Raw genomic sequence first — 19,387 nt, forward strand, 5'->3', positions numbered from 1 at the left:
AACGTTCAGCCGGGTAAAGCCATCCACATGCCTTCAATCTGCCGAATGCGGATGCGGCGGTCAAACACCGTCTCCAAAGCGGCATGCGTGGTGACATCGTGGGTTGCACCCTGATGCAGCACAGCGCCAGCTTGCATGACCACCATGTGGTCTGATTGCAGGGCGATACTCAACTCGTGCAGCACGCTGACCACGGTGTGCCCATGCATGACCAGACCTTTGACCGTGTCCATCCACTCACTTTGATGCGGTGGATCCAGATTGGCCAGAGGCTCATCCATCAGCAAAACCTGCGCCTGCACTGCCAAGGCCCGCGCCAGCAAGACACGCTGTCGCTCTCCGCCAGACAGTTCAGCCAAAGGCCGGTGGTGCCAATCCCAGGCCTGTGTAGTGTGCAGACAGGCTTCGACCACCATATGGTCTTGCGCACTGGGGGGTGCCAGCCATGGCTGGTGTGGCAAGCGCCCCAGCATGACCACGTCGTAACTGCACAGCTCTTGAGACACGGCTTCGTTTTGTCCCATCCAGGACAAGGTACGGGCGCGATCTTTTACTGGCCACGCAGCCAGCGGCTGACCCAGCAGCTCCACCTGCCCCTGCCAGCCTTTGCGCGGGTGCAGCCCCGCCAAAGCGCGCAGCAGCGTTGATTTGCCCGCGCCATTGGGGCCCACAATCGCCGTCCATTGCTGGGCAGGCAGTTGCACACTCACCCCATGCAGCAGGTTTTGCTTGCCAATCTGGACAAACAGATCCCGGGCTTGCAAAGCCGTTGCACCATGCATTACAGGCAATGTCATTGCTCAGCCCCTTCCTTGCCGTGCGGCATGGCCACGGTGCATCAGCCACAGCAAGTAGGTGCCGCCCAGCAAGGCCGTCAAAACACCGACAGGCAGCTCTTCTGGAGCCATCACCCAGCGCGCCAAAATATCTGCTGTCAGCAGCACCACACCGCCCATCAAACTGCTCAGCAGCGTGCTGCGGGCATGCCCCACGTTGACCATGCTGCGCACCAGGTGCGGTGCTGCCAGACCTACAAAAGCGATCAAGCCGGTCTGCGCCACCGCAGTGCCAGTGGCCAGCGCCATCACGGCGATCAAGCCAGCGCGCATGGGCGCTAAAGGGAGACCCAGACTGGCCGCCGTAGATTCACCCAGGGTCAAACCATCCAGCACTCTGGACAGGCACCATGCCGCCAGAGCACACAATGCCCAAGCCCCCACCATCAGCAGGCACGCGGCCCAGCCAATAAAAGCGGTGCTGCCCAGGCCAAAAGCCTTCATGGGCTGCAGGATGTCTGGGTAACGCAACTCCAGCATGTCGCGCACAGCCCCCAGCACCACCCCCACAACCACACCCGCCAGCAGCATGCGCAAACTGTTTTGCACACCTTGCGCCAGTGTCAGCGTCAGCAGTACGGCAATCGCAGCGCCGGCAAAAGCCATGCCAGTCATACCCAGACGCTGCATCCATTCCATGCCAATGGCCGCTGTGCCACTGAACACCATGGCAGCTGCCCCACCCAGTGCAGCGCCTGAGGCACTGCCCAGCAAATATGGGTCAGCCAGCGGGTTACGAAACAGCCCCTGAGCCACCGCACCCGCCAGCCCCAGCAAGGCCCCGGCAAGCCATGCACCCAAGGTGCGAGGAAAACGGATGTCCCACACAATTTGCTGCGCAACGGGGTCGCTGCGCATGCGCCACACGCTCTCCCACCCTGTGCTGCCCACACACACACCCAGCACAACCAAACCAGCGGTAACCGCCAGCAAGAGCATTGCCAGCCAGTGACTGCGGGCCGCTGCTGTCGGCACGTTGAAGGTTCTAGTTGACACGACGCGGTGCTTTCTCAGCCAAACAGCGGGCAATGATGCGGGCCGCCTCATCCATGCGCGGGCCAGGGCGCACAACGGTGGTGGACTCTTCCGCATTGAACGCACACACACGCCGGTGCTTCACAGCATCCAGCGACGCCCACCCCGGATAGGCATGAGCCAGCTGCATGCTGTAGTTACCCATCAAGATGACATCGGGCCGGGCACGCAAAATAAATTCAGGATTCAAACGGGGAAAAGGCCCCATCTCTGCGGGAACCACGTTATCCACGTGCATGCGCGTCAGCAGCTCGCCGATGAAAGAGGATGGGCCCGCAGCATAAGGGCCACGACTGACTTCAAAGTACACGCGCGCCCCTTGCACCCCGGCAGGCACAGACTTCGCAGCGGCGTCCACACCGGCTTGCAAGCGCTGCCACTCGCGCTCAGCACCTTGCTCAGGCGGCAATCCCAGCAGCATACCGATGCTGTGCAGCACGCGGTATACATCCGCCTGCGTGCGGGGTTCCAGAGCCACCGTGCGCAAGCCCAGCGCCTCCAGCCGTTCGACCACCCGCGAAGAGTTGGACAGCAGAACCACATCGGGCTTGAGCGCCACAATCGCTTCCACGTTAGGATCTAGTCCACCGCCCAGTACGGGCAGCGTGGTCTGTAGTGTTTTAGGCCAGTTGGAATACCGGTCCACACCAACCAGTTTGTCACAGGCCCCCAGGGCACATACGGTTTCGGTCAACGAAGGCAGCAAACTCACAATCCGCTGCGGGGGCTGCGCCATGACAACCGGGCGACCTCGGTCATCTTTTTGTGCATCCAGGGTGACATCTGCCGCATGGGCGCTGCCCAGTACAGCCGCCCATACCATGGCAGCCACGCCCAGGCCAGTGCGTACGAATTTGATCATTTCAGTGGCACTGGCAATCCGGCCGCCATCAAAGTTGCGCGCTTGCATACGCTTGCCACGTCTTGGTTCAAAGTGCCCAGGGCATCGACAAAGGCACGCACTTCTTTACCCAGGGGAATCACGCCCAAACCGATTTCATTGCCCACCACAACCACCGGACCGGGGCAACGCGGCAGAACATCTAAAAACAAAGCACGTTGCGTGCTCCAGTCATGGACTGGCGGCTGGGTGTCTTCATTACTTTCCATGTCCATGGGCATCATCCAATTGGTCAGCCACAGCGTTAAACAATCGATAACCACCAAAGTCTGTGGTGTGCTGTGGGTTTGCAATGCCTGCGCGAGTTGCCGTGGCACCTCTACCGTACGCATACCCGGCACACGGGCTGCACGGTCAACCTGGTGGCGCTCAATGCGCTGCTGCATTTCAGCATCCCAAGCCTGGCCCGTTGCCACATACACCGCCGCCCTTCCCTGCGCACCATCCATCCATGCGCGTGCTGCCTGCTCTGCACGGCGGGTTTTCCCACTTTTTTGGCCGCCCAGAATCAATTCCTGCCAAGGCTCGATCGCGCTGTTATTGAGAGTATTCATATCGTTTGTCAATTATGCAGACGGCACGGGCTCATCCCATTGCACAGTTTCCGCCCCCAGCAAGGCTGCAATAGCTCGTGGGTGCGATGGAAACCATGCATGAAAATAGCTGGCATAGACGCTGCCGTACTGGTACACGGCTTCGCCCTTGTCGGGCTGCACCCGTTGGTTAGCACGACTGGTGCGCGCCACTTCAGGGGCCTGGCACACAAACCGCGAGTAATGAAAGGTGTGCCCCCGCAGCACGCCCGCTTGCAGCGCACATTGCTGCATACCCAAGCCGGCAAGACGTGGCTGCATCTGTGCGGTGCCCGGCACAATACCCCACATGGGCGAATGCTCGCCTTGCGCATCAGCAATGCCATGGCCCAGCGCCAGCATGCCACCGCATTCTGCCCAGACGGGCTTGCCCGCTTGCACATGGGCGAGCAAATCCGCCTGCAGCGCCACATTGGCCATCAATTTATCGGCATGCAGCTCTGGGTAGCCACCAGGCAACCACACAGCATCACACACAGGTAGCCGCTCACCCGCCAAGGGGGAGAAGAAGGCCAGGCTGGCCCCCATCGCATGCAAACAATCCAGATTTGCAGGGTAGATAAAGCTAAACGCTGCATCACTGGCAACGGCCACCGTGCGCCCTTGCAGCCAAGGCTCGGGTGGAGTGAGGGTGCCATCGGCCGGCACTGAAAACTCCACCGACCAGCGCTGCCAATCTGTCCAGTCCATCTGCCCCAACGGGGTTTCAGCCAGCGCATCGGCGGCCGCATTCAGCCGCGCCATGGCATCAGGCAGCTCATGCGCAGCTACCAGACCCAAATGTCGCTCGGGCAGCAACTGAGCATCTTTGCCTGAACCCATTCGCTGTACTGCACCCAGCCACAGCGCTGGATCACGCAAGCTGTTTTGCAGCATCTGTGCATGCATGCTGCTGCCCACACGATTGGCCAGCACGCCCGCCCAAGGCACATCCGGCTGGTACTGCTGCATGCCCAGCACCAAGGCACCAAAGCTGCCTGCCATGGCTGATGCATCAACCACCAGCAACACGGGAATACCCAGCTGCACCGCCAGATCTGCCGCTGTCGGGCTGCCATCAAACAGCCCCATCACGCCTTCAATCAAGATGACGTCAGCTTCTGCTGCTGCTGCCGACAGACGCGCACGCACTTCATCCATCCCGACCATCCAGCCGTCCAGGTTGTGCACCGTCGCACCGCTGGCCAGCTGGTGCCAGTAAGGATCGAGAAAATCAGGCCCGCACTTGAACACTCGAACACGGCGCCCTTGCCGCGTATGCCAACACGCCAAAGCAGCGGTCACGGTGGTTTTGCCCTGCCCAGAGGCTGGCGCAGCCACCAGCAGTGCCACACAGCGATGAGAGGAAAGAGAAGAATTCATACGCGCTTGTTCGTTTCGCAGCAGGGCATGACAGCATGCCTTGCTGCGTTCAGCCCTTGCTAAGTTACTGGGGCATCCACTTCAGACCCACATAAAAAGTGCGCCCTGCCGCAGCGTAATCTTTGGCAAGCACGTAATCGCGATCCATCAAATTGTCGACACGTGCTGTCAGCGTGAAATCTCTGGCAAGTGGCTTGGAAGCAGACAGATTGAACAAGCCATAACCCGCCCAGTCATACCGCTTGTTCTTGGAATCAAATTCACTGCGCTTGCTCACCAGCTGCATCTCGGCGCCAAGCATCCAGCCCAGCCACTGTTTATATGCACTGACATTGGCGTAACGCTTGGCTCGTCGATCCAGAATGCGTCCCGTCTCTTGGTTGCGTGGTGTTTGGAAATCGACAGATGCCGTCCAGTCCACATCCAGCCAGTGTGTGGCAGCGGCGAAGGTGATGCCTTGCAGTTCAGCCTGCGCAACGTTCTGGTATTTTTTGCTGCTGCTGTTGTATTCGATGAGGTTTGTCAAACGATTGCGATAGGCCACCATAGAGAAGCTGTCACCACCTTGCTTCCAATGCAGTCCGACTTCGGCATTTTTGCCTTCTTCGGGCTGCAGGGAAGCAGAACCATAGATGCGGTGAAAGCGCTGATACAGCGTGGGCGCACGGAAAGAGGTGCCCGCAGAGGCCGTTGCACGCCATGTGGGAGACAACGCCAGCCCGTACGCTGCACTGCCCGTGTTCTGCCCGCCGAATTCACTGTCATCGTCGTGGCGAACATTCAATTGCAGCGAATGAACACTGCCCTGGTAACCCCAACCCAGGGCCAGCGCATTTTGCGAACGTTCCCGCTCAGACACGTCCAGATCCTTGTTTTGCAAGTTGTCTTCACGGCGCTCTAAATTGGCCGTCAACGTTGCATTGCCATGCTTGAAAACGTTTTGCCACAAATAATTACGCAGCGTTGTCTCGGTGTAGCTGGGACTCTTGGTCACAGTCTCGTACTTCACATTCGATTCACTCACGGAAATGCGGCTAGACAAGAGCGGGTTCCATTGCGCAGCCCATGACAGCCCCAAAGTTTCCAGCTTGCGCTTGCTGCGATCATCTGCCAGCGTGGAGTCGTAGCCACTATTGGACTGGCTGGTTAACGCAGTGGCTTCCAAGCGATGGTCGCGGTTCAGCTGAAACCCCAGCTTCGCGTTGGCTGCATGCAGGCGATAGTCATCTTTATCCGGGTTGCTGGTGGCAGTCGTCTTTGCATCAAAACCATCAGTACGCTCGGTTTGCACGCCAACTGCGTAGTCCCACGCGCCTTGCCCCCCCGACAGCCCGGCATCTGCCTTGCGGGTACCTTGGTTGCCGAAACCAATCGCAATATGCGGCAAGAAACCGGCTTCACCCTTTTTAGTGAAAATCTGAATCACACCTGCCACGGCATCAGAGCCATAGACAGCGGCCGCAGGCCCGCGCAATATCTCCACGCGATCAATGCTTGCCAAGGGAATGGTCTGCCAGTCCATACCGCCACTTGTGGACTGCGAGTCCACGCGAATCCCGTCCACAAACACCGCTGTGTGCTGGTTGTTAGCGCCGCGCATGAACAAGCTGGTGCTCGAGCCCATACCACCGGTCCGCACCAGCTGCACACCTGGCTGACGGGCCAAGATCGACGCCAGATCGCTGAAGCCGCTGCGTTCAATTTCCTCATGGCCAATCACCGTCATGTCAGCCAGCACGTCTGACAAACGCTGTTCTGTGCGTGTGGCAGAGACGACCACCTCATCCAGCGAAGCGGCCATGGACGAGATCCATGGTGCTGCAGCCAAGACAACCGCCAAGCTCACAGGGCGCAAGGCACACGACGACGCGACGCACAAGCGTCGTTGTTCAAACAAACTCATTTGAGAAATTCAGAGAAATCCACCCGTACTGACCTCCCCGCCAGCAATGGGTAATACCATGTCCATCAAAAATAGACACACCTGTGTTGGCCGGTATCCGGGCTGGTTCATCAACGCCATCGCCTTCCCAAATGCTTGTTCAAGGCATTCAGTGGCTTAAATGATGGGTGAGCGTATGACTAACGCTAAGAACTCACCGTTGCGGGGGCAGCGCAGGCTAGGTGGCACTGAAGGCCAGCACCATCACCCTGCTTCCCGTTGAACTGCAAACTTGTGAACCAAGTTGCGAGCACCAACATTTGAGACGTCGATTCTAACGGGGCAGACAAGACCAGGCACCAAGCATGTGTGCGTGTGAACAACATTGGCACCTGACTTAGCAGCGCAAAACAGCGGCTCAATTGACAGCTTGAAACAAGCTCAGGTAGCTATATCTTGCCATCTGCCATAAATTTGCAATTCACGCCAAAGTGGCAGTCCTACAATTAGAGCAATCCATGACGACACCATCTATTCTTGAGCCCATTGCTGAGCGCGTAGAGCTGCTATTGAAAAAGTATGAAGCGCTGCAACACGCCAATCACTTGCTCAACCAAGAGATTGAAGCTTTGCATAAAGAGCGAGATTCGCTTCGGTCGCGCCTAAAGGCAGCGCGCGCACGCGTGGGTGACTTGATTGAACGTCTGCCTGCCAATCAGGAGACCCCGTGAGCCAGCTAGAAATTCAGATCCTGCACCAAGACTACCTGCTCACCTGCCCTGACGGCCACGAGTCACAGTTGATGGAGGCAGTGGAACGCGTAGACCAGCAGTTCCAACAAATGCGCGACAGCAGCAAACTGCGCTCGCGCGAGCGTGTGGGCGTTTTGCTGGCCGTGAACTTGGCCTATGAAAATCTGGAACTGCGCCATCAGCTTCAGGCTCTCCAGCAACAGCTGGCAACCCTGCAAGGCACGATGCCAAGCAATGATTTAGAAATTGATGCGCAGCGCTTGACCAGCCTGGAATTACAGGCCGCCCACGATCTCACAGTAGCAGATCAGTTGTTGCAACGTTTGAACCAGGTGCTGGACAGTGAAACCGCCAGCACAACGTCTGCAAATTTGGATGAAACAGCGAATCCTGAGTCGCAGAATGTGGCATCTGCACCCCGTGCTGATCTGGAAACGGTTAGTGCCAACTTAGACAACGACATGCACATGGACTTGGTGCAGCCTGCATCAAAAAGTCTGTAAAATCGATCCTGTCTGCAAACCGCCGGGCTTTATATTGCCTTGAACCAATGCTCATTGAGCACGGGCTTGATACATTGCCTAGCAAGCGTGATCGTCTCGCGTTAGACGAACCCAACGCTGGGCTGCTCTCGCCCACCTGAACCCCCGGTTCAGGTTGAGGGCTCGGTGGCTTTGCAGACACCTTTCACTGCTTTTCAGCAAACTCTCGCTGAGTGACAGCCCATCTAGCGGCACCACACTGATGGCTTATAAATCAAGTCCATCCACAGCGCCCACAAAGAAACAGCAACCAGCATAAACCCCGCTGCACGCACGCCCCAGCCAGAGCGCAAGAGGCTCAATCGCCCACTCAGCCAGCGCCATGCATAAGGCGCAGCAATCAACCACAGCGCCCCGCCACAAGCAAAAGCTACCATGCTGGCCGCTCCCGTCAGCGCGGTGCCACTGAGAGCTGCCACCAAAATAGCGGAATAAAGCAGGCCACAGGGCAGCAGTGTCCAAGCCATGCCCGCAAAAAGGACACCCCCGCGCATCGACAGGAGCGGTTGAACGGTTTTCCACATCGCCCTGCCCGCGCGTTCCAGCCAGACAGGCTGCTGCCCCTGAAACAGCATCAGCAGGCCCCACGCCAAAATAGCCAGATGCATCAGCACCCACACTGGATGCAAAGCAGACGTTCGATCAGACAGCCATGCAATCTGCTCCATGGCCAATGCAGCAATCGCACCCAGCAGGCCATAGCCTACGAGGCGTCCACTATGAAATTGAAAGGCACTCCAGTTGAATGCCGCTGGATGGCTCTGCTGCATGCTGTGCATTTGCACGGCTTTGTGATGCCCGTGTATGACTGCATGGCAAGGGGCAGCGCACATTGCAAGACAATGAGGTCCTCCAACAAGCCCCATGAAAAATGCAGTCCAGACCAGTGAAAATTCCATAAGGATCAGATGATCCGCGAGAACCTTGCGCGGGTGCGGTCTGCTTGCAAATAACGGTCAAACACCAGGGCAACTCCGCGAACAAAGAACCAGCCTTTGGCTGTTACCTTGATACAGTCGTCCACGATCTCAACCAGACCCTCTTCTTGCTGAGAGGCCAGAGCTTCAATCTCTGTCGCAAAGTACTTTTTAAAATCGATCAGCCAAGCGCTGTTAATGGATTCATAGAGTACTTCGCCTTGACACATGATGGTCATGATTACGGCCCGGCGAATGGTGTCGTCTCGCGTTAACGCCAAACCTCGAACAACGGGCAGACGATCTTGATCGAGCAAGTCGTAATACTCTTCCAAGGTCTTCGCATTCTGGCTGTAAGTGGCCCCAACACGACCAATTGCAGACACACCCAGCGCGATCAAATCACAATCCGGTTGCGTGCTATAGCCCTGGAAGTTACGGTGCAGGCGTCCTTGCCGTTTAGCAATCGCCAGCGCATCTTCAGGCAAGGCGAAGTGATCCATCCCCACATACACATAGCCTGCAGCGATGAAGCTCTCGATGGAAGAAGACAGCATGCTTACTTTGTCGGGCGCAGAAGGAAGGTCTTCTTGCAAGATACGGCGCTGCGGCTTGAAACGCTCGGGCAAATGTGCATAGGCATACAGGGCAATACGATCTGGGCGCAACGCCGCAACCTGCTTTAATGTGCGGGCAAATGACTCTGCATTCTGCTTGGGTAAGCCGTAAATCAAATCGACATTGATCGACTCAAAGCCCAGCTCACGAGATGCTGCCACCAGATCAAACACCTGCTCTGCAGGCTGTTCACGGTGCACCGCTTTTTGCACCTCAGGATCAAAATCCTGAACACCAAAGCTCAGGCGGTTAAACCCGATCTCTTTGAGCACCGCCAAGCGCTCACGCGTCACCGTCCTTGGATCTACCTCAATCGAATATTCGCCAGCGGGATCAAAGTCAAAACGCTGACCCAGCATGCGCCACAGCTCGCGCAACTCTTCATCCGTAAGGAAAGTGGGCGTACCCCCACCGACGTGAAACTGGCTGACAACTTGCCCACGGCCACAGTGCTGCAGGTGCAAATCCACCTCGCGCTCCAAATAGCGCATGTAGGTGACAGCACGCTCATGGTGTTTGGTAATAATCTTGTTGCAGGCGCAGTAGTAGCACAGGGACTCACAAAAAGGAATGTGCACGTAGAGCGACATTGGCTGCTTTGCCGCAGCGGTCACTTTGCGCTGCTTCAACGCCAAGATATAGTCATCATCACCAAATGCCTCCACAAACCTGTCAGCAGTGGGGTAAGAGGTGTAGCGTGGACCAGGCACGTCATAGCGTCGCAAGAGTTCGGGGGTGACTACAGTCATGAATCTTTTTTCCTTGTTGCCCCTACTTTGCAACAATAAGCCACGTTTATCCTTGACTTGAATCAAGGGGGCGATGTAAAAGCAATGCCACAATTTGATTCATATCATTCGTAAAACCAATGCCACACTTTGATTCAAATCATTCATGGCTGCGCTCTTCACTCTGATAGTTCCGTTTCTATTTTTTTTAACATCTAGCCTACGTCTTACTCATAGACATATGGGCTTTTGAGTACATGACTCCACCATCCATCAAAGTAACCTGTTCCAACTGCAATCTGCGCGAACTCTGCATGCCCGTGGGCCTGAGCGAGCAGCAGTTGCAGCGCATTGATGACATTGTGGCAACGCGCCGCAAAGTCAAACGTGGAGCAACGCTGTTTCGCAACGGAGAAGCCTTCACGTCGCTGTATGCCATTCGTACGGGGTTTTTCAAAACTTGCGTGGCAACCGAAGATGGCCGGGATCAGGTGACGGGCTTTCAAATGGCAGGCGAGATCATCGGCCTGGATGGCATCGTCAATGATCACCACACTTGCGATGCCGTCGCACTAGAAGATGCGGAAGTTTGCGTCATGCCGTTTGATGGGCTGGAGGAAATTTCGCGCGAAGTGACTGCCCTGCAAACCCATGTGCACAAAGTGATGAGCCGGGAAATTGTGCGCGAGCACGGCGTCATGCTCCTGCTTGGCAGCATGCGTGCTGAAGAACGCTTGGCAGCATTTATTTTGAACTTGGTACAGCGCCTTCACGCTCGGGGTTTTTCCTCGTCAGAGCTGGTGCTGCGCATGACACGCGAGGAAATCGGCAGCTACCTGGGCCTCAAGCTGGAGACAGTGAGCCGCACCTTCTCCAAGTTTGTGGAAGAAGGCATGGTCGAAGTCAAGCAACGCCACGTCCGCATTCTGGACACGGCTGCATTGCAACGTCTGGTGAACAGCCAGCACGAAAGCAATAAATAAGAAATTGCAGGCTGGTTCAGCCAGCCCAAAAGCCTCCCACGCTATCGCTTTGGGAGGCTTTTTTTATGGCTGCCCTACCTGACATCGATAGAAAACATCGAGGACCTCCCTCAGGATATGGAAGGTTCTCCGTTGACCTTCGCTGCGGGTATGGACAGCAGCATTGTCAAATAGCCCGCCACTGAAAATACTGCCCAGAAAATAAAGAAGGCAATCGTATAGACAGCGCTGCGTGATAACTCAACACTTTGCCCCCACCACGACATATCCATAGGATCAAACACAGAAAAAACCAGCATTTCCATCACACCTGCTGCCAAAAAAGCAGGCCAGGCAATCCACATCCAGCGTTGTGCCAACATATGTCTTCCTTTGTGGTTTGGTTTAACGCTTTTATTGTGCACACCGTATTTTCAATATCAGCGTGGGACAAATACCAAATAAAAAAGATAGCTGCTTGCGCTTATTAACAAAGGATTTCAAAGTCATTAATACCTGAATCCCTTGCAACATAAGCGCAAGCAGCTATCTTTACCAGTAAATTTAAATTATTTAGGCGTTAAATCAGGCAAATCCGCATCCGGTGTTACTGCGTGATTGCGCACCGCATTGGCTGGCGCATAGCTCTTGTCCTGGTTGCGTAACTGTTCGTTGATGTTCACACCCTTTTGGTAGTAATCCGCATCGACAATTGGATCAGCACCACGCGCAGCGATCACCGCCGTCAAAATACCAGCCACCACCACAATCGCCGGTCCAGACAAGACCAGCCACACGTGGCCATATTTCCACCATGGGCCAGATCGTGTTTCCAGTTTTTTTACGTTCTGAGACATGCCAAACTTTCTTTCATCTTTAGACATGGTGTGCAGAGCTTGCGCCCTGCTCACCGCAAATAACACTTTCTTAGCGGGGCACCAAGAAAACAGACTTTTCTCGTACGTGACCTTTTCCACTTTGCGCAGAAATCTCGAACTCAATTCGATGCGAGCCTGAATCTGCAGTTCCATACGGAATTTGCACCCGTACAGCAACGCCACGCGTCTGCGCCGAATCCACAGCCACCTCGCGCCCCTCTACCAGCTCAATGCCTTCAAGGCCATCCACAGTCACCGTATAGGTTTGCGCTTCTTCCGTGGCATTCATGACTTGCAGACGGTATACGTTCTCCAGCTTCCCGCCCGCCGCAATACGCGCCAGCGATGCACGATCTCGGATCACATCGACTTTCAATGGCTCTCGCACCGCCATGCTAAACACCATTGCCGCGGACAGTCCCAGCAAGATGGCTGCATAAATCAACACCCTGGGGCGTGCAATCCGTCTCCAGATCTGGGAGCCTGGCCAACCTTTGCTGACTGCATTTTGTGTGGTCAGGCGAATCAGGCCCCGTGGGTAATGCATGTTGTCCATGACGTTATTACAAGCATCGATACACAAGCCACAACCAATACATTCGTACTGCAGACCATCACGAATATCAATGCCGACGGGGCAGACCTGGACACACAGCTTGCAGTCAATGCAGTCGCCCAGTCCTTGCGCCTTGTAATCTACTTCTTTTTTGCGAGGACCCCGATTTTCACCACGCAGTGCGTCATAACTAACAACCAGAGTGTCCTTGTCAAACATCGCGCTCTGAAAGCGTGCGTAAGGACACATGTATTTGCAGACTTGCTCACGCATGTAGCCGGCATTGCCGTAAGTGGCAAAACCATAAAACAGTACCCAAAAAATCTGCCAGCCACCTTCCAGAGCCAACAACTCGCCACCCAGCTCACGGATAGGTACAAAGTAGCCAACAAAAGTAAACCCTGTCCATAAAGCGATGGCAATCCACAAAAACTGCTTGAGCGTCTTGCGCCAGACCTTCTCCAAGGTCCAGCCGGATTGATCCAACCGGATACGCGCACTACGGTCGCCTTCGACTTTGTGCTCAATCCACATGAAGATTTCGCTATACACCGTTTGCGGGCATGCAAAACCACACCACAGCCGACCCGCTACCGCCGTAAACAGAAACAGCGCCAAAGCACTAATGATGAGCAAGCCCGTGAGGTAGATGAAGTCCTGCGGATACAGCACGTAGCCGAACAAATAAAAACGGCGGGCACCCAGGTCAAACAAGACCATCTGCCGCTGCCCCCATTCCAGCCACGGCAAACCATAAAAAAACAACTGCGTCAGCCACACCATTGCCCAGCGCCAGTTCATGAATTTTCCGCTGATGGAGCGCGGATAAATCTTTTTATGCGCTTCAAAAAACGATACGGTTTTTTCCTGGCTTTCCGCTTTGATAGGAATGGTTTTTTGCGGTTTTTTCTGCTCGGAACTCATGGGTCACACTCCCTAAATCGCACCAAAGAAAAAGGCGGCACACAGTGCCGCCTTAGACATCATTACGATGCTCAGTTAGCTGTTCCAGGCTTGTTAGACAAGCCCCAAACATATGCGGTCAGAACGTCAATCTGTGCAGGTGTCAACTTCTTGTCCTGCGCAGGCATTTCGTTCATCTTGCCATTCGTGATGATGTCAACAATGGCTTTTTCGCCCCAGCCGTGAAGCCAGATGTCATCCGTCAGATTCGGCGCACCTAGCAAGGTATTGCCCTTGCCATCCATGCCATGGCAAGCCGCGCAAGCCGTAAATTTCGACTTGCCCAGCGATGCCTTCAAAGAATCATGGGGGCTGTTAGACAGGCTCAAGACGTAGTGCGCCAAATTACGCACATCCTCGGCGGTACCAACCACTTCAGCCTGAGGCGGCATCATGGACATACGGCCTTGGGTAATGGTCTGCTTGATATTTTCTGGTGCACCACCGTGCAGCCAGTCAGCATCAGTCAAGTTAGGAAAGCTCTTGCCGCCACGTGCGTCAGAGCCATGGCACTGAGCGCAGTTGTTCATGAACAAGCGCTCACCAATTGCCATGGCCTGGCCATCCTTGGCTACATCTTCTGTGCTCATGGCCGTGAAACGTGCATACATAGGCTCCAATTCAGCTTTGGCTTTCTCCACCTCGGCTTCATAGGCACCCACTTGGCTCCACTGCATCTTGCCAGCATAAGCACCCAAACCGGGGTATGCCAGCAGGTACAGCAAGCTAAACACGATGGTGATCACAAACATCCAGATCCACCAGCGTGGCATAGGATTGTTCAGTTCGCGCAGGTCTTCGTCCCACACGTGGCCAGTCGTGTTGTCGCCATCAGAGACCACCTTTTTACGGGCAGTGATGATGAGCAGCACCAAGCAGGCGACGATGCCCACAATGGTGATGCCTGCGACGTAGACCGACCAGAAGTTATTTACGAAATCGCTCATGGGATGTTCTCGTTCTGGTGGAGAAATCAGTCTTGTTGGAACGGCAGTTGCGCTGCTTCATCGAAACGTGCCTGATTGCGGCGGGCATACGCCCACCACCAGATACCGATGAAAAGCGCCATCGAAACCAACGTTGCAACAATGCGCATGGTGGTGATGTCCATAGACTGATCCTTTTTACTTAAGCGCGGTGCCCAGACCTTGGAGGTAAGCAATCACTGCTTCCATCTCGGTCTTGCCCTTGACTTGCTCAGCAGCACCGGCGATTTGCTCATCGGTGTAAGGCACGCCAACCGTACGCAACGCTGTCATGCGCTGTGCAACCACAGTGTGATCCACCGCATTTTTTTCCAGCCATGGGTACTCAGGCATGTTCGACTCTGGAACCACATCGCGAGGATTGTTCAAGTGAATACGATGCCATTCATCGCTGTACTTGCCGCCCACACGGTGCAGGTCAGGACCAGTGCGCTTTGAGCCCCACTGGAAGGGGTGGTCATACACGAACTCACCAGCAACAGAGTAGTGGCCGTAGCGCATGGTTTCTGCACGGAAGGGCCGAATCATCTGCGAGTGGCAGTTATAGCAACCTTCGCGGATATAGACATCACGACCCATCAACTCCAGTGGCTGGTAAGGCTCAACACCTTGCACAGCTTCTGTGGTCGATTTTTGGAAAAACAGGGGCACAATTTCCACCAGGCCACCCACAGCAACTACCAGCAAGATCAGAACGATCATCAAAAAGTTGCTGGTTTCTACCTTTTCGTGGGTAAAACCTTTGGAGGCCTTATCGTTATTTACAGACATTTTTGGCTCCTCGTACTTAGGCGTGAGCAGGGTTAACGGCAGGCACTGCCACCTTCACAGAACGACCCGAAGCCACTGTCTTCATAACGTTCCAAGCCATGATCAGCATACCGATCAAGTACAGCAGACCACCGATCATGCGAATTACGTAGAAGGGATAAGAAGCCTTCACGCTTTCCACAAAGGTGTACGTCAAAGTACCGTCAGCATTCACAGCACGCCACATCAGGCCTTGCATCACACCGGAGATCCACATCGCAGCGATGTACAGCACGATACCGATGGTTGCCATCCAGAAGTGCAGCTCAATGGCCGACTTGGAGTGCATTTCGGTCTTACCGAACAAGCGAGGAATCAGGTAATACAACGAACCCATGGTGATCAGGCCAACCCAGCCCAAAGCACCAGAGTGCACGTGGCCGATCGTCCAGTCTGTGTAGTGCGACAGCGCATTCACAGTCTTGATTGCCATCATGGGACCTTCGAACGTGGACATGCCATAGAACGACAGGGACACGATCAGGAAACGCAAAATGGGATCTTCACGCAGCTTGTGCCAGGCGCCAGACAACGTCATCACCCCGTTGATCATGCCGCCCCAGGAAGGTGCCAGCAAAATCAGCGAGAACACCATGCCTACGGACTGCGTCCAATCAGGCAACGCGGTGTAGTGCAAGTGGTGCGGACCGGCCCACATGTAAGTGAAGATCAAAGCCCAGAAGTGCACGATCGACAGGCGATACGAGTACACAGGACGACCTGCTTGCTTGGGTACGAAGTAGTACATCATGCCCAGGAAGCCTGCGGTCAGGAAGAAGCCCACCGCATTGTGTCCGTACCACCACTGCACCATCGCGTCTTGCACGCCGGCATAGGCAGAGTAGCTCTTCATGAAGCCTGCTGGAATGGCTGCACTGTTCACAACGTGCAGCAAAGCTACGGCGATGATGAAGGCACCAAAGAACCAGTTGGCCACGTAAATGTGCTTGACCTTGCGTGTGCCAATCGTTCCAAAGAACACGATGGCGTAAGACACCCACACCAAGGTGATCAAGATATCGATAGGCCACTCCAGCTCAGCGTACTCCTTGCCAGAAGTAAAGCCCAAAGGCAAAGACACTGCTGCAGCCACGATCACCAATTGCCAGCCCCAGAAGGTGAAGGCAGCCAGCTTTGGCAGAAACAACGTGGTTTGGCAGGTACGCTGCACCACGTAGTAGCTTGTTGCGAACAAGGCGCATCCGCCGAACGCAAAAATTACCGCATTTGTATGCAATGGACGCAGGCGTCCAAAGCTAAGCCAAGAAATACCGAAGTTGAGTTCGGGCCAGGCCAATTGGGCAGCGATAAAAACGCCGACCAACATGCCTACGACCCCCCACACCACGGCCATGATAGAAAACTGCCTAACTACGGTATCACTGTAGTGTGCAGCACTAGTTTTTAGAGAATCCATCGGGCACCTCTTAATATGCAGTCGAAAGTGTTCACTGTTATGGTTTTTACGTTGTTGACAAACATCAATCGTCTCGAAGAATGCGTTCAGCCTCTTGCTCGACGCTTTCAAACTGTCCGCGGTAAATCGCCCACCACAAGCCTGCGGCGATGATCAGGACAAGAACCACGGACATCGGAATTAAGAGATAGAGAATTTCCACGACAGGACTTTCAATCAGGCAGCCACGGCGCTCACACCAAGCGCCTGTACGGGCTGCTCATCCGCATTCGCAGCACCCGATAGCGGCAATGGTTTCACCAGCCGGGCTGCGTTCAGCACCACCAGTACAGAGCTCAAAGCCATTCCAAGCCCTGCCAGCCAGGCAGGCATCAATCCCGCCATGGCTAAAGGGATGCAAACTGCGTTGTACAGCGCAGAGAAAAATAAATTTTGACGCACCACACGCAGCGTCTTGCGTGCCAGCAAAACGGTTTGCAGCACCAGCTCCAAGTTATCACCCAGCACCACAAAATCTGACTGCGCCCGAGCCAACGGCACAGATCGGCCAAAAGCGAATGAGACGTTAGCACCAGCCAAAACAGGGCCATCATTCAAGCCATCTCCAACCATGCCAACGCATTGCCCCGCTGCCTGGACAGCACGAATGCGCTCCAGCTTGGATTGCGGAGAGCACTCTGACTTGTAGTCCTCAATACCCAGCTCTGCGGCTACCCGCGACACGGCATGCGGCCCGTCACCAGAAAGCAGTTGCACACCTACGCCAAGCTGTCGCAGCCCATCTAGTACCTGGATCGCCTCACTTCTCACACCTTCGTCCAATTCAAAAGAAGCAAGGACTTGAATGTTTGTTGGCGATGCTTCCAATGCCAAATACACGGCTTGTACGCCGGTTGGCCATGCACTGGCTCCAGCGACAAAGGAACGTGATCCCAACCGCACCCATATAGGTGCTTCATCATCTCCTGTCGCGGCCTGAACCTGCGCCCTCAATCCATGCCCGCTGAGCTCCTGCACCGACAGAACTTTCCACTTGGACACGCAGGACATTCCAAAGCCTGCGACTGCCTTGGACACCGGATGCATTGAATTTTTCGCCACAGCCGCAGCCAAGCCCTGCCACAAGGAGGCATCTAACTCATCCAGCACTGACATGCGGGAAACCTGCATCCCATCGCGTGTCAAAGTTCCAGTCTTGTCAAAGACCAATGTGTCAATTGATGCCAATACTTCCAGCCCCTGCAAATTGCGCACCAACACGCCATGACGAGCAAGAGTTCCGGCAGCCGTCAACATGGCCACAGGTGTTGCCAAAGAAAGTGCGCAGGGGCAGGTGACGATCAAAACTGCAGCCGCAATCATGAGAGCCCGCCCAGGGTCTACGGGCCACCAATACACTGCAGATGCGATAGCCAAAACAAGCACCACCACCAAGAAAGGCCCCGCAACCTTGTCCGCCAGTTGCGCCAAACGCGGTTTCTGTGTGGACGCGCTTTCCATCAAATCAACAATCTGTGCGAACTTGGTCTGCCCCCCAATTCGCTCGACCTGCACTTCTACAACCGCTGTCAGGTTAAAGCTGCCTGCAATAACCCGATCGCCTTCAGCGCGAGACACAGGGCGTGACTCTCCAGTCAGCAAAGCCTCATCTGCCTGCGTATGGCCTTTTATAACGACACCATCTACAGGAAATGCTTCTCCCGGCAGGATACGCAGCACATCACCCACCCCAATGTTTCTCAGCGCAACGCGGTGAAACTGACCATCACAAGCCTGTTTTTCAATGCTGTCCGGCAGCCGATTAAGCACAGCATCCAGCGCACCGGCAGTACGGTCACGCAATCGAATTTCCAACCAACGCCCTGCTAGCAAAAAAGCTACAAACATGGTCAAAGAGTCGTAGAAAACCTCTTCACCAAAAATACCTTCAGGGGAGAATGTGCCAATCGTGCTGACAATAAATGTGATGATCATGCCCAGAGCTACAGGCATATCCATACTCACGCGACGATTTCTTAAATCGCGCCATGCACCACTAAAAAATGGGCCGCACGCAAAGATCAGCATGGGTATACAAATAACCCATGAGGCCCATCGCAAAAGCCGCTCAAACTCCATGAGCAAATCACCCGGCTGCGCGTTATACGACGGCCACGCATACATCATGACCTGCATCATGCAAAACGTTGCCAGCAGCCAGCGCCATAAGGCTTTGCGATACTGTGCCTGCCGCATTTCACGAGCCACTGCATCTCGCGCCGGTACTGCCCGATAACCAACTTTTTGCACTGCCGCCATCCACTGCGAAGGAAGCACTTGAGAGGGCCGCCATACCAGGCGCGCGCGCTTGGCCGCTGCGCTTACGTCAACCTGTACAACCCCAGGAACAGCACGCAGCGCATCTTCAATCACTAGAGCACAAGTTGCGCAATACATGCCCTCTATGGCAACCTGTGAATCCCACACTTCGATGTCTTGCGGCTTGAACGCCTGGATTTTCTGCTGTCCATAGGGCTTGCCGAAACTCACCCACTCCGCAGGATCATCGAGCAGATGCAGGCCACTGCTGGCTGAAGAAACGTCTGCATCAGATGCTGTTTGCTCCTGAGCAAAAGGAGACTGCGGAAGGTCTTGGGGCATGCCCGCAAG

General features: G+C 55.1%; 20 protein-coding genes and 1 riboswitch. Of the genes, 3 read left to right on the top strand and 17 right to left on the bottom strand.

The window, feature by feature from the left end:
• Positions 1-5: 5 nt before the first annotated feature.
• From IB213_RS15710 to IB213_RS15735, 6 genes are all read right to left on the bottom strand, one after another.
• Positions 6-797, bottom strand: coding sequence for an ABC transporter ATP-binding protein (locus IB213_RS15710; protein WP_370551224.1), 792 nt, complete (start codon positions 795-797; stop codon positions 6-8).
• 3 nt (positions 798-800) lie between these two features.
• Positions 801-1,775 (bottom strand): iron ABC transporter permease, encoded by a 975-nt coding sequence (locus tag IB213_RS15715; protein ID WP_225561168.1) that lies wholly within the window; start codon positions 1,773-1,775, stop codon positions 801-803.
• A gap of 46 nt (positions 1,776-1,821) precedes the next feature.
• Positions 1,822-2,733 carry an ABC transporter substrate-binding protein gene (locus tag IB213_RS15720; protein ID WP_225561157.1) on the bottom strand — a complete coding sequence of 304 codons (912 nt, stop codon included), beginning with the start codon at positions 2,731-2,733 and terminating at the stop codon, positions 1,822-1,824.
• Positions 2,730-3,326 (bottom strand): bifunctional adenosylcobinamide kinase/adenosylcobinamide-phosphate guanylyltransferase, encoded by a 597-nt coding sequence (locus IB213_RS15725; RefSeq protein WP_191721387.1) that lies wholly within the window; start codon positions 3,324-3,326, stop codon positions 2,730-2,732. Before IB213_RS15725 ends, IB213_RS15720 begins: the two co-directional genes overlap by 4 nt.
• 12 nt (positions 3,327-3,338) lie before the next feature.
• A complete protein-coding gene (locus IB213_RS15730; RefSeq protein WP_192407753.1) occupies positions 3,339-4,727 on the bottom strand; it encodes a cobyrinate a,c-diamide synthase in 1,389 nt (462 codons plus the stop codon).
• Between the two features lie 64 nt (positions 4,728-4,791).
• Positions 4,792-6,528 (bottom strand): TonB-dependent receptor domain-containing protein, encoded by a 1,737-nt coding sequence (locus IB213_RS15735; RefSeq protein ID WP_225561158.1) that lies wholly within the window; start codon positions 6,526-6,528, stop codon positions 4,792-4,794.
• Positions 6,529-6,700: 172 nt separating this feature from the next.
• Positions 6,701-6,942: riboswitch (cobalamin riboswitch) on the bottom strand.
• Between the two features lie 185 nt (positions 6,943-7,127).
• On the opposite strand from IB213_RS15735, the gene IB213_RS15740 reads away from it, so the two are divergent.
• On the top strand, positions 7,128-7,340 hold the full coding sequence (locus tag IB213_RS15740) for a DUF904 domain-containing protein (RefSeq protein WP_191721384.1): 213 nt from the start codon (positions 7,128-7,130) through the stop codon (positions 7,338-7,340).
• Complete coding sequence (locus IB213_RS15745; RefSeq protein ID WP_192407755.1) at positions 7,337-7,864, top strand: cell division protein ZapA; 528 nt, start codon at positions 7,337-7,339, stop codon at positions 7,862-7,864. The genes IB213_RS15740 and IB213_RS15745 overlap by 4 nt, the downstream gene beginning before the upstream one ends.
• A 224-nt stretch (positions 7,865-8,088) precedes the next feature.
• On the opposite strand, the gene IB213_RS15750 is transcribed toward IB213_RS15745, so the two are convergent.
• Together IB213_RS15750 and hemN are read right to left on the bottom strand one after the other, a co-directional pair.
• Positions 8,089-8,802, bottom strand: coding sequence for a sulfite exporter TauE/SafE family protein (locus IB213_RS15750; RefSeq protein ID WP_191721382.1), 714 nt, complete (start codon positions 8,800-8,802; stop codon positions 8,089-8,091).
• 5 nt (positions 8,803-8,807) lie between these two features.
• A complete protein-coding gene (gene hemN / locus IB213_RS15755) occupies positions 8,808-10,187 on the bottom strand; it encodes an oxygen-independent coproporphyrinogen III oxidase (protein ID WP_191721381.1) in 1,380 nt (459 codons plus the stop codon).
• 236 nt (positions 10,188-10,423) lie between these two features.
• Between hemN and fnr the strand changes: the two genes are divergently transcribed.
• On the top strand, positions 10,424-11,149 hold the full coding sequence (gene fnr, locus IB213_RS15760) for a fumarate/nitrate reduction transcriptional regulator Fnr (RefSeq protein ID WP_191721380.1): 726 nt from the start codon (positions 10,424-10,426) through the stop codon (positions 11,147-11,149).
• Positions 11,150-11,259: 110 nt separating this feature from the next.
• Here the strand turns inward: fnr and IB213_RS15765 are convergent, their stop codons facing one another.
• From IB213_RS15765 to IB213_RS15805, 9 genes are all read right to left on the bottom strand, one after another.
• The gene (locus IB213_RS15765; protein ID WP_191721379.1) at positions 11,260-11,511 is read right to left on the bottom strand and encodes a hypothetical protein; all 252 of its coding nucleotides are present in this window, start codon (positions 11,509-11,511) and stop codon (positions 11,260-11,262) included.
• Between the two features lie 186 nt (positions 11,512-11,697).
• Positions 11,698-11,985, bottom strand: a complete 288-nt coding sequence (locus IB213_RS15770) for a FixH family protein (protein ID WP_225561159.1) — start codon at positions 11,983-11,985, stop codon at positions 11,698-11,700.
• A gap of 70 nt (positions 11,986-12,055) precedes the next feature.
• Positions 12,056-13,486, bottom strand: coding sequence for a cytochrome c oxidase accessory protein CcoG (ccoG, locus tag IB213_RS15775; protein ID WP_192407757.1), 1,431 nt, complete (start codon positions 13,484-13,486; stop codon positions 12,056-12,058).
• A 71-nt stretch (positions 13,487-13,557) separates the two neighbouring features.
• Positions 13,558-14,472 carry a cytochrome-c oxidase, cbb3-type subunit III gene (gene ccoP / locus IB213_RS15780; RefSeq protein ID WP_191721376.1) on the bottom strand — a complete coding sequence of 305 codons (915 nt, stop codon included), beginning with the start codon at positions 14,470-14,472 and terminating at the stop codon, positions 13,558-13,560.
• A 26-nt stretch (positions 14,473-14,498) separates the two neighbouring features.
• A complete protein-coding gene (locus IB213_RS15785; protein ID WP_191721375.1) occupies positions 14,499-14,636 on the bottom strand; it encodes a cbb3-type cytochrome c oxidase subunit 3 in 138 nt (45 codons plus the stop codon).
• A 13-nt stretch (positions 14,637-14,649) separates the two neighbouring features.
• A complete protein-coding gene (gene ccoO / locus IB213_RS15790; protein ID WP_191721374.1) occupies positions 14,650-15,282 on the bottom strand; it encodes a cytochrome-c oxidase, cbb3-type subunit II in 633 nt (210 codons plus the stop codon).
• A gap of 16 nt (positions 15,283-15,298) precedes the next feature.
• Positions 15,299-16,738 carry a cytochrome-c oxidase, cbb3-type subunit I gene (gene ccoN / locus IB213_RS15795; RefSeq protein ID WP_191721373.1) on the bottom strand — a complete coding sequence of 480 codons (1,440 nt, stop codon included), beginning with the start codon at positions 16,736-16,738 and terminating at the stop codon, positions 15,299-15,301.
• Positions 16,739-16,802: 64 nt separating this feature from the next.
• Positions 16,803-16,940, bottom strand: a complete 138-nt coding sequence (ccoS, locus tag IB213_RS15800) for a cbb3-type cytochrome oxidase assembly protein CcoS (RefSeq protein ID WP_191721372.1) — start codon at positions 16,938-16,940, stop codon at positions 16,803-16,805.
• Positions 16,941-16,954: 14 nt separating this feature from the next.
• The gene (locus IB213_RS15805; RefSeq protein WP_192407759.1) at positions 16,955-19,378 is read right to left on the bottom strand and encodes a cation-translocating P-type ATPase; all 2,424 of its coding nucleotides are present in this window, start codon (positions 19,376-19,378) and stop codon (positions 16,955-16,957) included.
• Positions 19,379-19,387 lie beyond the last annotated feature (9 nt).

The sequence above is a fragment of the Comamonas sp. CMM02 genome (assembly GCF_014851485.1).
GTDB lineage: Bacteria > Pseudomonadota > Gammaproteobacteria > Burkholderiales > Burkholderiaceae_C > Comamonas > Comamonas avium.